The following is a 13,976-nucleotide window of genomic DNA, read 5'->3' as shown; positions in this document are numbered from 1 at the left end:
GATACGGGCGCCCCCCGGAGAGGGCGCCCGTGATTCGCAAGGGCCGAGGCAGGCCGTGCCTGCGGCTCAGCGGCCGGCCGAGACCGCCGCGACGATGCCGGTCATCATGCTGATCAGCAGGTAGTTGTTGTCGACCTTGACCCAGCGCTGGTCGCGGGCGGGCTGGCGCAGCCCGTGGCGGCGATAGTCGCGCACCTCGCTGCGGCCACGCCAGTTGTCGACGCGCTGGCCGCGCGCCCAGCGATGCGGGCGCACCTGCTTGTGGCGGCGCACCTCGTGCGGGCGGACATGATTGCGGGCCGGCGCCTGGATGACCTTGCGTTCCACAGTGACGCCTCGCTGTGAATTCGGACCCTGATGGCGCATCTGCGCCGAAGCCGCAGTCGAAGCGAAAATGCCGAGGCAAGAGGCGGCGATGAGGACAGTCTTGATCATGGATCGGTTCCTTTCGTGTCTGGTCCGAACCTATGGACCGGGCATGAACCAATCCTGAACCCTTACATTAATGTTCTGTAATGTCCCGCAATGTACTGATAGATCACGACAATACAGGTTCGGAAAGCGTGATAGCGCGCAGACGGCAGGGCACGCGAGCCCGCTTGCGGGCGCGACGACGATGCGAGAACCAGCGATGTCGAGACGGGTCGCCCGGACGGCATGCCATGGTCCGGACAGAAAAACGGCCGGCGTCTCCGCCAGCCGTGAGTTGGCCTGGATAGGTTGGCCCGGCCCGCCACAGCCCGGGGGGCTTGGGGGGCTGACGTGTCCGAACCGGGCGAAGCCGGGCCGTCCAGGCAACACAGAGGAGTTGAGCCCCGCAAGGCGGCGCCCGCTTGGCGCAAGCACGGCGAAATCGTGGCGGGTTCTAACGTTTCGGTGAAGCGCCCGGCCGCCGCGTCACCGCTTCCCGGCCGCTCCCTCGCCGCTCCCTTGCCGGCTTGCCAGCGGCGGGGGCTGGGCGCATCATCGCTCGCCCGAGGAACACGGCGAGAGCCGCGGAGGCCCGATGAGCGACAGCGATGCGCCGGCGGCGCGCAAGCCAGGCGCGGTGATCGCCTTCCCGGTGACGCCGGCGCCCCGCTCGGTGACCTTCGACCGCCACGAACTCAATGAGCTGCTCAATCTCTACGGCCGCATGGTCGCGGCCGGCGAATGGCGCGACTACGCCATCGACTTCCTGCGCGACACCGCCCAGTTCTCGGTGTTCCGCCGCGCCAGCGAGATGCCGCTCTACCGGATCGTCAAGGACCCGGCGCTCGCCCGCCGGCAGGGCGCCTATTCCGTGGTGAACGCCACCGGGCAGATCCTCAAGCGCGGCAGCGAACTCGGCCGGGTGCTGCGCGTGCTCGACAAGCGCCTCAGCGTCGTCGGCTGATCCGCAGCCCTGCGCCGGCGCATCGGCGCTATCCTCACCTAACCGCCAACGAAAAAGCCCCGGTCCTGCGACCGGGGCTTCGTCGTGTCGGAAGGCCTCGCGGGAGGCCGCCGCATCACTCCTGGCGCGAGCCGAAGAGCGAGAGCAGCATCTGGAACATGTTGACGAAGTTCAGGTAGAGCGACAGGGCGCCGTTCACCGAGAGCTTCGCCGCCGACTCGGCGTCGAGGTCCGAATACAGGTACATTTCCTTCAGGCGCTGGGTGTCCCAGGCGGTCAGGCCGGCGAAGACCAGCACGCCGAGCACCGAGATGGCGAAGCCGAGCGCGCTCGAGGCCAGGAAGATGTTCACCAGCGAGGCGATGATCAGGCCGATCAGGCCCATGATCAGGAAGGAGCCCCAGCCGGACAGCGACTTCTTGGTGGTGTAGCCGAACAGGCTCAGGCCCGCGAAGGACGCCGCCGTGATGAAGAACACGCGCGCGATCGACTCGCCCGTGAACACCACGAAGATCGACGACATCGACACGCCCATCACCGCCGCGAAGGCGAAGAACATGCCGCGCGCGGTCGAGGCGCTCATGCTCTCGGCCTTGAACGAGAAGAACAGGATGAAGGCGAGCGGAGCCAGCATCACAACCCACTTCAGCGGGCTGAGATAGAGCGCCTGGCCGAGCGGGGTCAGCGCCGTGACCTTGCCCGAGGGCGAGTAGCCGGCGATGGCCATCAGCGAGATGCCGATCGCGAACAGGCCGGTGATGGCCAGGCCGATCGACATGTTGTTGTAGACGCCGAGCATGAACGAGCGCAGGCCCTGATCCATCTCGACGGCGCTGGTCTGCTGTGCGCGGCCCGCACCCCAGACCGGAGCATTGCGGTCGAAGTTGCTCATGCAGAGAATTCCCCTAGAAACCGTTTGGCATGGACGGACATCGCCCCTGCGACGTCCACCATCGCGCACCATCGTGGCGACACTGCGGAATATGAGCGCGAAAGCGCGCCCTTACAAGAGCCCGCCCATGGTCAATCGCGCGGCCGCATAGACATACGCCGGGTCGGCCATGCAATGCGCAGTCCCGCCCATGTCTAGCGCCTAGGGACCTGCCGACGAACTCACAAATTCCGCAGATGAGAAGCCGGCGCCTTCGACAGTATTTGTACCGTTCCGGCCAAACCGAACATGACCGTCACCACGACTGCCGCAGTTGCCGCCAGGATGGCGCCGGTCGGATCGAAGACGAAATCTATTCTCATGACTTTCGTGACGACGCCCCAGCCGGCGGCTGCGCCCGCGACGAGGCCGAATAGGGCCGAAACCACGCCGATCCCTGCGTATTCGAGGACATAGGACGTCAGCACGAAGCGGCGCGTCGCGCCCAGCGTCTTGAGGATCATCGCGTCGTAAAGCCGCGCCCGCTGCCCGGCCGCCAGCGCGCCCGCCAGCACCAGCAGGCTGGCGGCGATGGCGAGGCTCGAGGCGCCGCGGATCGCGGTGGCGAGCTGCGAGACCACGACGTTGACCGCCTCCAGCGCGTCGCGCACCCGCACCGCCGTCACCGACGGGAAGTCGACCGCGAGCCGCCGCATCAGCGCCGCGTCCGCGGCCGGCGCCGCCGCCTCGGGCATGGTCATGGTGGCGAGGTTGGTGTGCGGCGCGCCGGCGAAGGTGTTCGGCGAGAACACCATGACGAAGTTGATGCCGAGCGAGCGCCATTCGATGTCGCGGAAGCTTGCGATCCGCGCGGTGATGGTACGGCCGAGCACGTTGACGGTCAGCGTGTCGCCGAGCTTGAGGCCGAGTCCCTCGATGCCGCGCGCGTCGAAGGAGACCAGCGGCTCGCCGCGATAGTCCTGCGGCCACCATTCGCCCGAGGCCAGCCGCGAGCCCTCCGGCATCGTCGCCGCATAGGTGATGCCGCGATCGCCCTCCAGCACCCAGGCCATCTGCTCGCCGGCGGCGATCTTCTCGGCCGGCACGCCGTTCAGGGCGACGATCCGCCCGCGCATCATCGGCACGCGCTCGAGCCTGGCGTCGGGCCGCTGCGCCGCGACGAAGCGGTCGAAGGCGGCCGACTGGGCGTTGGGGATGTCGAGGAAGAAGAAGCTCGGCGCCCTGGCCGGCAGGGCGCTGGTGAGCTGGCGCGTCAGGCTGACGTCGATGAAGGCCAGCGCCGAGAGCAGCGCGACGCCGAGCCCGAGCGAGAGCACCAGCGATGGCGTCAGCGCGCCGGGGCGGTGGATGTTGGCGAGCGCCAGGCGCAGCGCCGGCCGGCGCAGGCGTGGCGCCCGGCGGGCGAGCGCCATCAGCACCGCCGCGACCAGCCGCAGCAGCACGAAGACGCCGCCGGCGACGCCGATATAGAGCAGCGCGATCCGGCGGTCATAGGCGAAGGCCAGCGCCACGCCGACCAGCCCGGCGAGCGCCGCGGCGAAGATCGCCAGATAGATCCAGCGCGGCCGGCGCCGGTCGGGCTCGACCCGGTCGCGGAACAGCGCCGAGACCGGCACGTCATGCGCCCGGCCGAGCGGCAGGATGGCGAAGACCAGCGCGGTCAGGAAGCCGTAGAGCGCCGCGATCGCCAGTTCGGCCGGCGCCAGCGTCGGCTCGAAGGGCAGCGGCAGCACGTCGCGCAGGGCGGCGCCCAGCGCGAAGGGCGCGGCGGCGCCGAGCCCCAGCCCGATCGCGATGCCGATCGCGGCGACCAGCATGACCTCGGCGAGATGGATGGCGACGACCCGCCCGCCCGAGGCGCCGAGCGCCTTCAGCGTGGCGAAATCGAGCTTCTTGGCCTCGACGAAGCGGCCTACCGCATTGGCGACGCCGACGCCGCCGACCAGCAGGGCCGTCAGCCCGACCAGGGTAAGGAACTGGGTGAAGCGCTCGATATTGCGCTGGAAGTTCGGCGCGGCGTTGACCCGCGAGCGGATTTCCCAGCCGGCCTCGGCCTGTTCGCGCCCGGCGGCGGCGATCAGCGCCTCCAGCGTCGCATCCGACGGATCGGGCAGGATGACGCGCGCGGTCCAGCGCACCAGGCTGCCGGGCTGCAGCAGGCCGGAGGCGCGCAGCGCCGCCTGCGAGACGATCAGGCGCGGGCCGAAGCCGACGCCGGCGGCGATCTTGTCCGGCTCCGAGACCAGCGCGGCGCGCAGCTGGATCCGGGCCGAGCCGATCGAGATCAAATCGCCGGTCTTCAGGCCGAGACGCCCGAGCAGGACCGGGTCGGCGATGCCGCCGAACTGCCCGTCGCGCTCGGCCAGCAGCGGCCCCGGCTCGGCTTGCGGATCGGTCGCCAGCGCGCCGATGCCGGGATAGCCGTCGTCGACCGCCTTGATCTCGACCAAAGCGGCACCCTGCTCGCCGGCATTGGCCATGGCGCGCATGGTCGCGATCACCGAGACGATGCCGTGCCGCTCCAGGAAGGCGCGTTCGGCCGGGCTCGGCTCGCGGTGGATCAGCGAGAAGGCAGCGTCACCGCCGAGGATGCGCCGGCCCTCGCGGCCCAGCCCCTCGCTCAGGCCGCGCGAGGCCGAGGAGACCGCGGCGATCGCCATGACGCCGAGCGCCAGGCAGGCGATGAACACGCCGAAGCCGCGCAGGCCGCCGCGCAGATCGCGCAGGGCGAGCCGCAGCACCAGGCCGAAGCCGGCAGCGCGCGGAGGGTGAGCCGGAGAGGGCGTGCCGGGAGCGGGGCGGACGGGGGCGTGCATGCTCACGCTACCGCCGGCTCGGCCGCCTCGATGCGCCCGGCGCGCAAGCGCACCGTGCGGTCGCAGACCGCCGCCAGCGAGAGGTCGTGGGTGACGAGGACGAGGGTGGCGCCGCGCTCGCGCCGCAGCGCGAAGATCAGGTCGACGATCGAGCCGCCGGTGGTCTCGTCGAGATTGCCGGTCGGCTCGTCGGCCACCAGGATCGCCGGATCGGGCGCGACGGCGCGCGCGATGGCGACGCGCTGCTGCTCGCCGCCCGAGAGCTGCGACGGATAATGGTCCATGCGCTCGCCGAGCCCGACATTGCGCAGCTCGGCGCCGGCGCGGGCGAAGGCGTCGGGCGCGCCGGCCAGTTCCAGCGGCAGCGCGACGTTCTCGCGCGCCGTCATCGTCGGCACGAGGTGGAAGGACTGGAAGACGATGCCGATATGGCGGCCGCGGAACAGGGCGAGCCCGTCCTCGTCGAGCGCGCCGAGATCCTGCCCCGCCACGCTGACCAGCCCGGAATCCGGCCGCTCCAGCCCGGCCATGGTCATCAGCAGCGTCGATTTGCCCGAGCCGGAGGGACCGACCAGCCCGGTCGCCTGGCCTTCGGGGATGCTCAGCGAGACGCCGCGCAGGATATGGACGCGCGCGGCGCCGCGCCCCAGACTGAGATCGACGTCGCGGAGTTCGATCGCCGTGGGGCCCTGCTCGCCTGTCGCCATGTTTCCGCTTTCATCCCGTCCGATGCCGGTTCCGACCGCACTGCGCCCGGAGGACCACCCATCACCATGCCTCGCGCCGCCAACCGATATGGGCGCTTGCCCGCCCGAATCCAGAGACTGCCGTGGATTTGCGCAGTCCTGCTCGCCTTCGTGGCGCTCGCCGTGACGCTGCCGGCCGCCGCCCCCGCTTGGGCCGAGGAGCGCCCGGTGAAGCTCGTCGCTCTCGGCGACAGCCTGACCGCGGGCTACAACCTGCCCGCCAGCGCCGCTTTCCCGGAGGTTCTGCAGGGGCTGCTGCGCGCCAAGGGGCTTCCTGTCGAGATCGTGAACGCCGGCGTCTCGGGCGATACCGCCCAGGGCGGGCTCGAGCGGCTCGACTGGTCGGTGCCGGACGGCACCGACGGCGTCATCCTCGAGCTCGGCGCCAATGACGCGCTGCGCGGCCTCGACCCGGCGGTGACCGAGCAGGCGCTCGACGCCATCGTGACCCGGCTGAAGCAGCGCGGCATCGCCGTGATGCTGGCCGGCATGTACGCCCCGCGCAATCTCGGCGAGGACTATGTGAAGCGCTTCGACGCGATCTATCCGCGCCTGGCCGAGACGCACGGGCTGACGCTCTACCCGTTCTTTCTGGACGGCATCGCCGGCGACCGGCTATTGAACCAGCCCGACATGCTGCACCCGACGGCGGAGGGCGTGCGCGTCATCGCGCAGCGCATCCTGCCCACGGTGGAGCGGTTCGTCGCCTCCCTGCGCCAACGCCCCTAGGCGCCGGCGCTTCCCGCCCCGTTTCGAGCCTTGCCGGCACGCCGACGCGCCGGCCCTGGAGTTCTGCGCATGGAATACCGTCGTCTCGGCCGCACCGATCTGCAGGTGTCGGCGATCTGCCTGGGCACGATGACCTGGGGCCAGCAGAACACCGAAGCCGAGGGCCATCAGCAGATGGACTACGCGCTCGACCAGGGCGTGAACTTCTTCGACACCGCCGAGCTCTACTCGATCCCGCCCAAGGCCGAGACCCAGGGCTCGACCGAGCGGATCATCGGCAGCTGGTTCAAGGCGCGCGGCAACCGCGACAAGGTGATCCTGGCCTCCAAGGTGGTCGGCCGCTCGGCCAACACCTGGTTCCGCGACGATGGCGGCGAGACCCGCGTCAACCGCCGCCAGATCAACGAGGCGGTCGAGAAGAGCCTGAAGCGGCTGCAGACCGACTATATCGACCTCTACCAGATCCACTTCCCCGACCGGCCCATGCAGTGGGGCTCCAACCCGACGCGCTTCAAGCGCGCGCCCTTCGCCGCCGCCGCGGACGAGACCCCGATCGCCGAGCAGCTCGACGCACTGGGCGAGCTGGTCAAGGCCGGCAAGATCCGCCATGTCGGCCTCTCCAACGAGAGCGCCTGGGGTACGATGCGCTTCCTGGCCGAATCCGACGCTGGCGTCGGCCGGCCGCGGCCCCAGTCGATCCAGAACGCCTACAACCTGCTGAACCGCACCTACGAGACCGCGCTGGCCGAGATCACCATGCGCGAGCAGGTCGGCCTGCTGGCCTATTCGCCGCTGGCCCAGGGCTATCTCACCGGCAAATATCTCGACGGTGCCCGCCCGGCCGGCGCCCGCTCCACCTTGTTCCAGCGCGGGCAGCGCTACGAGGTCCCCGGCGCCGAGGAGGCGATCCGCGCCTATATCGGCATCGCCCGCGAGGCGGGGCTGGATCCGGCGGAGCTGGCGCTGGCCTTCGTCACCTCGCGCCCCTTCGTCACGGCCAACATCATCGGCGCCACCACGATGGAGCAGCTGAAGATCGCGATCGGTTCGGCCGCGGTGACCCTGACGCCCGAGCTCGAAGACAAGATCGACGCCGTGCACCAGCGCGTCGGCAATCCCTGCCCGTAAAGCGCGGCGCAGCGCCGCGCTTGTGATCCGTGCCGCCCGGTGCGAGGCTTCCCGTCTCGCACCGGTCACAAAGCTCAGGCACGGATGGCGTCATGGCACGGCTCTTCGTCGCTCTCGAGATTCCCGCCGAGGTCGCCTCGCGCCTGACCCTGCATCGCGGCGGCATTGCCGGGGCGCGCTGGATCGAGCCGGCGGACTATCACCTCACCCTGCGCTTTCTCGGCGATGTCGACCGGCACATGGCCCGCGACGTCGACGCCGCGCTGTCCGATATCGCGGCCGCGCCGCTGACCGTGACGCTCGACCAGCTCGGCTCCTTCGGCGGCGACAAGCCGCGCGCCGTCTTCGCCCGGGTGCAGCCGACGCCGCAGCTCTCAGAGCTCCAGGCCGATCTCGAGCGCGCCATGCGCCGCCTCGGCCTGCCGCCGGAAACCCGGCGCTTCACGCCGCATGTCACGCTGGCGCGGCTGCGCGAGACCTCGCCGCTCGATCTCGCGGATTATCTCGCCCGGCACCCGATCGTGCAGCCGATCGTCTTCACCGCGCGGCGCTTCGCCGTGTTCTCCTCGCGCGATTCGATCGGCGGCGGCCCCTATCTGCTGGAGGCCGCCTACCCGCTCGATCCCTTCGGCGGCTTCGCGCCGATGCGCGCCCGCCGCCGCTGAGGGCTCAGAGCATCTCGCCGCGCAGCAGGCGCGGCGCGCTCGACGACAGCCCGGCCGCCTCGCGGATGAATCTGCGCTTCAGCCCCGGCAACCGGTCGACCAGGCCGAGCCCGAGATCGCGCATCAGGCGCAGTGGCGTCGAATCGTTCGAGAACAGGCGGTTGAGCCCGTCGGTGACCGCGCCCATCGCCAGCGTGTCGAAGCGCCGGCTGCGCTCGTAATCGGCCAGCACGTCCGGCGCGCCCGGATCGAGCCCGAGACGGGCGGCGTCGACCACCGCTTCCGCCAGCGAGGCGACGTCGCGCAGGCCGAGATTGAGCCCCTGCCCCGAGATCGGATGCACGAGATGGGCGGCGTCGCCCATCAGCGCCAGCCGCGCGCCGGCGAAGCTGCGGGCGATGCCGAAGGCGAGCGGATAGGCGCCGACCGGCGTCTCCAGCGCGATCTCGCCAAGTTCCAGCCCGAAGCGGCGCTCGATCTCGGCCAGCAGGTCGGCGGCGTCGAGCGAGAGCAGCGCCGGGACGTTCTCGGTCCGCTCGGTCCAGACGATCGAGGAGCGATGGCCGAGCCGGCCGCCATCGGCCAGCGGCAGCATCGCGAACGGCCCGGAAGGCAGGAAATGCTCGACGGCCCGCCCGCCATGCGGCCGTTCATGGCCGATGGTCGCGACGATGCCGGACTGGCGGTAGGACCAGCCGACCCAGCCGATCCCGGCCTGGTTGCGCAGCCGCGAGCGGGCACCGTCCGCCGCCACCAGCAGCGCCGCCTGCGCCGTTTCGCCGCCGGCATAGGTCACGGTCATCGGCCCGCCATCCTCGCTCGCACCCGAGCGGACACCTTCGGGCCGCAGCACCACGCCGCAGGCGCGCGCCGCCACGAGCAGCGACTCGGCCAGCGCACCGTTCTCGACCATATGGGCGAAGGGCTCGCCGGGCTGGACCTCGCCGGCGAAGGTCAGGAAGACCGGGCGCACCACGTCGCTGGTGCGGCTGTCGGTGATCACCATGTCGGTCATCGCCGCGGCGCGATCGGCGATCCGCGACCAGACGCCGAGCGATTCGAACATGCGGCGGGCGGTGGCGGCGATCGCATAGGCGCGATGATCCTCGCGCGGCGGCGCGCCCAGGGCCGGATCGGCGAGCACGACCTCCATGCCCTCGCCGAGCGCCTGCCGCAGCGCCACCGCCAGCGTCAGCCCCGCGACGCCGCCGCCGGCGATCACCAGCCGCCGGTTCCAGTCCTGTTCGTTCGACGCCATGGTCGCGCCTTCCCTGGCAAGGTCCGGCTTGACGGCGCCGGTGCCTTTGGTTGCTGATGCGGACATCGCCGTCTTGCCCGCCATGGTGGCGAGCCGCAAGCCCGACGAGCGCCGGATGACCGTGAGCCCACCCGACAGCCTGACCGCGATCCTCGACCTCGCGCCGCTCGGCGGCAACCGCTTCCAGGGTCGCAGCCCCCGCGTCGGATGGAAGCGCGTCTTCGGCGGCCAGGTGCTCGGCCAGGCGCTGCGCGCCGCCTGCTTCACCGTCGAGGGCCGGCTGCCGCATTCGATGCACGCCTATTTCCTGCTGCCGGGCGATCCCGAGACGCCGATCGTCTACGAGGTCGAGACCCTGCGCGACGGCCGCTCCTTCGCCACGCGCCGCGTGCTGGCGCGCCAGGGCGAGGCGGCGATCTTCGCGATGTCGGTCTCCTTCCAGGTCGAGGAGGAGGGCTTCGAGCACCAGGCGCCGATGCCGGCGGTGCCGATGCCCGAATCGCTGCCGGGCCACGCGGCGATGCTGCGCGAGATCCTGCCGCATCTGCCCGCGCCCGTGCGCGCCTATTTCCAGCGCGAGCGGCCGATCGAGATCCGCCCGGTCGACCTGCAGCGCTATGTGGCGCCCAAGGGCATGGCGCCGAACTTCAACGTCTGGATCAAGGCCGTGAGCCCCCTGCCGGACGATCCGGCGATCCATCGCAGCGTGCTGGCCTACGCCTCCGACCTGATGCTGCTCGACACCAGCCTCGTCGTGCACGGCCGCACCGCCTTCGACCCGGCGATCCAGTCGGCCAGCCTCGACCATGCGCTCTGGTTCCACCGGCCGTTCCGCGCCGACGACTGGCTGCTCTACGCCCAGGAGAGCCCCTCGACCTCCGGCGCCCGCGGCTTCTCGCGCGGGCTGGTCTTCGACCGCGACGGGCGCCTCGTCGCCTCGGTGGCTCAGGAGGGGCTGATCCGCCCCCGACCCGACCTGGCCTGAGACCGCACCGCCCGATTCGGCGGCATCTGCACATTTCGTAAGCACCCGCCCGCCGCAATCGTGGCGGAAGCACGGCGCTGCCTGCTCCTGAGGCAGCTTCGCTGTTGGCACGCGGCTTGAAAGGCGTCTCTCGCAAGCGCGGCTGCCAGCAGCCCGGACGAGATGACGCAACGAGTTCGCCGGTCCCGACCGGACAGGCGGCGCAGACGGGGGCGACCCAGCAATGAAGATCGTGATGGCTATCATCAAGCCGTTCAAGCTCGAGGAGGTGCGCGACGCGCTCACCGCCATCGGCGTGCACGGCCTGACCGTGACCGAAGTCAAGGGCTATGGCCGCCAGAAGGGCCACACCGAAATCTATCGCGGCGCCGAATACGCCGTCAGCTTCCTGCCCAAGCTGAAGATCGAGGTCGCCATCGCCGACGAGCTGGTCGGCACCGTGATCGAGACGATCACCGCATCCGCCCGCACCGGCCAGATCGGCGACGGCAAGATCTTCGTCTCCTCGATCGAGAAGGCCGTCCGCATCCGCACCGGCGAGACCGACGGCGACGCCCTCTGACCCGCGACAGTTTTCAGGAGTTCCCGATATGATCTCGAAGCTATTCCAGCGGGCCGGACTGCTGGCGCTGCCTCTCGCGCTCGCCGCCGGGCCCGCCCTCGCCCAGGCCACCCCGGCGCCCACGCCCACCCTCAACTCCGGCGACACCGCCTGGATGATCGTCTCGACCGTGCTGGTCCTGCTGATGATCGTGCCCGGCCTCGCGCTGTTCTATGGCGGCCTCGTGCGCAGCAAGAACATGCTCTCGGTCCTCACCCAGGTGCTGGCCGTGGCCTGCATGACCATGGTGATCTGGATCGTCTACGGCTACAGCCTGGCCTTCACCGGCGGCGGCTCGCTGACCAGCTTCATCGGCGGCTTCTCCAAGATGTTCCTCGCCGGCGTCAGCCACGAGACCGTCACCGCCGGCGGCATCCCGGAATACGTCTTCCTCGCCTTCCAGATGACCTTCGCGGCCATCACCCCGGCCCTGATCGTCGGCGGCTTCGCCGAGCGCACCAGGTTCTCGGCGGTAATGCTGTTCATGCTGCTCTGGGTGACCTTCATCTACTACCCGCTCGCCCACATGGTCTGGCATGAGGACGGCTATCTGATGAAGCTCGGCGCGCTCGACTTCGCCGGCGGCACCGTGGTGCACATCAATGCCGGCATCGCCGCCCTGGTCGGCGCCTATGTCGTCGGCAAGCGCATCGGCTACGGCAAGGAGCTGATGGCCCCGCACTCGCTGACCCTGACCTTCGTCGGCGGCGCCCTGCTCTGGATCGGCTGGTTCGGCTTCAACGCCGGCTCGGCCCTGACCGCCGGTCCGGTCGCGGCGCTGGCGCTGGTCAACACGCTGGTCGCCACCGCCGCCGCCACGCTCGGCTGGCTCTTCGTGGAGTGGATGGTGAAGGGCAAGCCCTCGCTGCTCGGCTCGATCTCGGGCGCGGTCGCCGGCCTCGTCGCGATCACCCCGGCGGCCGGCCTGGTCGGCCCGGTCGGCGCGATCGTGCTCGGCGCGGTCGGCGGCGCGGTGTCGTTCTTCTTCTGCACCACGGTCAAGACGGCGCTCGGCTATGACGACACCGCCGACGTCTTCGGCGTCCACGGCGTCGCCGGCATCATCGGCTCGATCGGCACCGGCATCTTCGTCGCCCCCGCGCTCGGCGGCGTCGGCGTCGAGGGCTACTCCATGGCCGCCCAGGTCTGGAAGCAGACCGTCGCCGTGGTGATCGCCATGGTCTGGTGCGGCATCGGCTCCTTCATCCTCTACAAGATCGTCGACGTGGTCGTCGGCCTGCGCGTCACCCCGGACCAGGAGCGCGAGGGCCTCGACATCGCCGAGCATGGCGAGCGCGCCTACCACAACTGATCCTCACGGCTTTCCGTGACGAAACGGGCCCCGGCGGCGACGCCGGGGCCCTTTTTTCTGACGCTTGCGGCCGCGCGGCGCCCACCGGCCCGCGTCGCGTTCAAGGTTAAGCGGGCCTTAACCTCGGCTTCCTAACGTGGGCTTTCGAGGGCCGGCCCGCTCGCCGTCCACGCCCTCCCGATGTCCCGCAACACCGGCCGCCCCGCATGCGCACGATCCGACGCTCCTCATCGCTGATCGACCGTCTGCCCGATCCCGTGCGGGACTTCCTCGCACGCCGGGCCGCCGAGATCGGCGGCATGGCGCTGCTGCTGTTCACCGTCGCGGTCGCGGTCTCGCTCGCCACATGGTCGGTCGACGATCCCAGCCTGAACAACGCGACGCGCGGCACTGTCCACAACCTGCTCGGCCGCCCCGGCGCCGTGGTCGCCGATTTCGCCATGCAGCTCGTCGGGCTCGGCGTCGTCGCCATGCTGCTGCCGCCGCTGCTCTGGGCGGTGCGCCTGATCCGCGTGCACCTGTTCGACCGCGGCGCGCTCAAGCTCGGCCTCTGGGTCGCCGGCGTCGCCGCGACCGCGGCGGTGGCCAGCGCCCTGCCCGCGACGCCGCGCTGGCCGCTGCCGACCGGCATGGGCGGCGTCGTCGGCGACGCGCTGCTGCACGGCACGCGCAACCTCGCCGGCCTCTCCGGCAGCGCGATCGGCGGGCTGGTCGCCTTCGTCTATGCCGGCATCGCCATCCTCGCCATCACCGCCGCCGCCGGCTTCGGCTTCGTCTCCGACGAGGATCCGGTCGAGGACGAGAGCGAGGCGCCCTGGTCCGACGCCGAGGAGCGCCGCGACGACGAGCCCGGCTTCTCGGTCATCCTGATCGGCTGGCTGGCGCATGGCGCCATGTCGCTCAAGGCCGCGATCCTGCGTCGCCTGCCGCAGCCGCCCTCGCTGGCGCGCGCCGCGCCCGCCGCCGCCCCGGCGCCGCAGGGCCGCGTCCGCCGCGAACCGCAATTCGTCGACGGGGCCGCGCCCGGCAGCGCGCACGAGGCCCCGCGGGCTGCGCAGGTGCGCCGGGCCCCCGTCGCCGAGCCGGCCCAGGACCTGCGCGACCTCAACACGCCGCGCGTCGCTCCCCCGCTGACCGCGCCGAAGCCCGGCAAGCGCCTGTCGCGCGAGGCGCAGCCCTCGCTGCTCGGCGCCGACAGTTTCGAGCTACCGCCGCTGACCTATCTGGCCGAGCCGAAGCACCAGCCCGCCAACACGGTCTCGACCGATGCGCTCGAGCAGAACGCCTCGCTGCTCGAAGGCGTGCTCGAGGATTTCGGCGTGCGCGGCGACATCAGCCAGGTCCGGCCGGGCCCCGTGGTGACGCTTTACGAGCTTGAGCCTGCTCCGGGGACGAAGTCGTCGCGGGTGATTTCGCTTGCGGACGACATCGCGCGCTCGATGAGCGCTGTGTCGGCGCGCGTCGCGGTG

The 13,976-nt window shown here is 70.8% G+C and carries 13 protein-coding genes; 8 read left to right on the top strand and 5 right to left on the bottom strand.

Features of this window, described 5'->3' with window-relative positions:
- Positions 1–66: 66 nt before the first annotated feature.
- Positions 67–327: an RcnB family protein gene (locus ABE438_RS19390; RefSeq protein WP_346504320.1), complete on the bottom strand. Its 261-nt coding sequence runs from the start codon at positions 325–327 to the stop codon at positions 67–69.
- A 679-nt stretch (positions 328–1,006) separates the two neighbouring features.
- On the opposite strand from ABE438_RS19390, the gene ABE438_RS19385 reads away from it, so the two are divergent.
- On the top strand, positions 1,007–1,375 hold the full coding sequence (locus ABE438_RS19385) for a DUF2794 domain-containing protein (protein WP_346504319.1): 369 nt from the start codon (positions 1,007–1,009) through the stop codon (positions 1,373–1,375).
- 115 nt (positions 1,376–1,490) lie between these two features.
- Here the strand turns inward: ABE438_RS19385 and ABE438_RS19380 are convergent, their stop codons facing one another.
- The 3 genes from ABE438_RS19380 to ABE438_RS19370 form a co-directional block, all read right to left on the bottom strand.
- Positions 1,491–2,267 carry a Bax inhibitor-1/YccA family protein gene (locus ABE438_RS19380; RefSeq protein WP_346504318.1) on the bottom strand — a complete coding sequence of 259 codons (777 nt, stop codon included), beginning with the start codon at positions 2,265–2,267 and terminating at the stop codon, positions 1,491–1,493.
- A gap of 221 nt (positions 2,268–2,488) precedes the next feature.
- Positions 2,489–5,083, bottom strand: a complete 2,595-nt coding sequence (locus tag ABE438_RS19375) for an ABC transporter permease (protein WP_346504317.1) — start codon at positions 5,081–5,083, stop codon at positions 2,489–2,491.
- Between the two features lie 2 nt (positions 5,084–5,085).
- Positions 5,086–5,790, bottom strand: a complete 705-nt coding sequence (locus ABE438_RS19370; protein ID WP_346504316.1) for an ABC transporter ATP-binding protein — start codon at positions 5,788–5,790, stop codon at positions 5,086–5,088.
- A 66-nt stretch (positions 5,791–5,856) separates the two neighbouring features.
- Here ABE438_RS19370 and ABE438_RS19365 point away from each other — a divergent pair, with 66 nt between their 5' ends.
- From ABE438_RS19365 to thpR, 3 genes are all read left to right on the top strand, one after another.
- Complete coding sequence (locus ABE438_RS19365) at positions 5,857–6,558, top strand: arylesterase (RefSeq protein ID WP_346504315.1); 702 nt, start codon at positions 5,857–5,859, stop codon at positions 6,556–6,558.
- A gap of 69 nt (positions 6,559–6,627) precedes the next feature.
- Positions 6,628–7,686 (top strand): aldo/keto reductase, encoded by a 1,059-nt coding sequence (locus tag ABE438_RS19360; RefSeq protein ID WP_346504314.1) that lies wholly within the window; start codon positions 6,628–6,630, stop codon positions 7,684–7,686.
- 92 nt (positions 7,687–7,778) lie between these two features.
- Positions 7,779–8,351 (top strand): RNA 2',3'-cyclic phosphodiesterase, encoded by a 573-nt coding sequence (gene thpR, locus ABE438_RS19355; RefSeq protein WP_346504313.1) that lies wholly within the window; start codon positions 7,779–7,781, stop codon positions 8,349–8,351.
- Positions 8,352–8,355: 4 nt separating this feature from the next.
- Here the strand turns inward: thpR and ABE438_RS19350 are convergent, their stop codons facing one another.
- Positions 8,356–9,609 (bottom strand): ubiquinone biosynthesis hydroxylase, encoded by a 1,254-nt coding sequence (locus tag ABE438_RS19350; RefSeq protein WP_346504312.1) that lies wholly within the window; start codon positions 9,607–9,609, stop codon positions 8,356–8,358.
- Between the two features lie 115 nt (positions 9,610–9,724).
- On the opposite strand from ABE438_RS19350, the gene ABE438_RS19345 reads away from it, so the two are divergent.
- From ABE438_RS19345 to ABE438_RS19330, 4 genes are all read left to right on the top strand, one after another.
- A complete protein-coding gene (locus ABE438_RS19345) occupies positions 9,725–10,594 on the top strand; it encodes an acyl-CoA thioesterase (protein ID WP_346504311.1) in 870 nt (289 codons plus the stop codon).
- A 223-nt stretch (positions 10,595–10,817) separates the two neighbouring features.
- The gene (locus ABE438_RS19340) at positions 10,818–11,156 is read left to right on the top strand and encodes a P-II family nitrogen regulator (RefSeq protein ID WP_346504310.1); all 339 of its coding nucleotides are present in this window, start codon (positions 10,818–10,820) and stop codon (positions 11,154–11,156) included.
- Positions 11,157–11,184: 28 nt separating this feature from the next.
- Positions 11,185–12,507: an ammonium transporter gene (locus ABE438_RS19335; protein WP_346504309.1), complete on the top strand. Its 1,323-nt coding sequence runs from the start codon at positions 11,185–11,187 to the stop codon at positions 12,505–12,507.
- Positions 12,508–12,713: 206 nt separating this feature from the next.
- On the top strand, positions 12,714–13,976 hold a 1,263-nt coding region (locus ABE438_RS19330), incomplete at its 3' end, for a DNA translocase FtsK 4TM domain-containing protein (RefSeq protein WP_346504308.1).

The organism is Allobosea sp. TWI1241 (assembly GCF_039673065.1).
In the GTDB taxonomy this organism is placed as follows: domain Bacteria; phylum Pseudomonadota; class Alphaproteobacteria; order Rhizobiales; family Beijerinckiaceae; genus Allobosea.
This window is presented reverse-complemented; position numbering and strand designations above follow the sequence as displayed.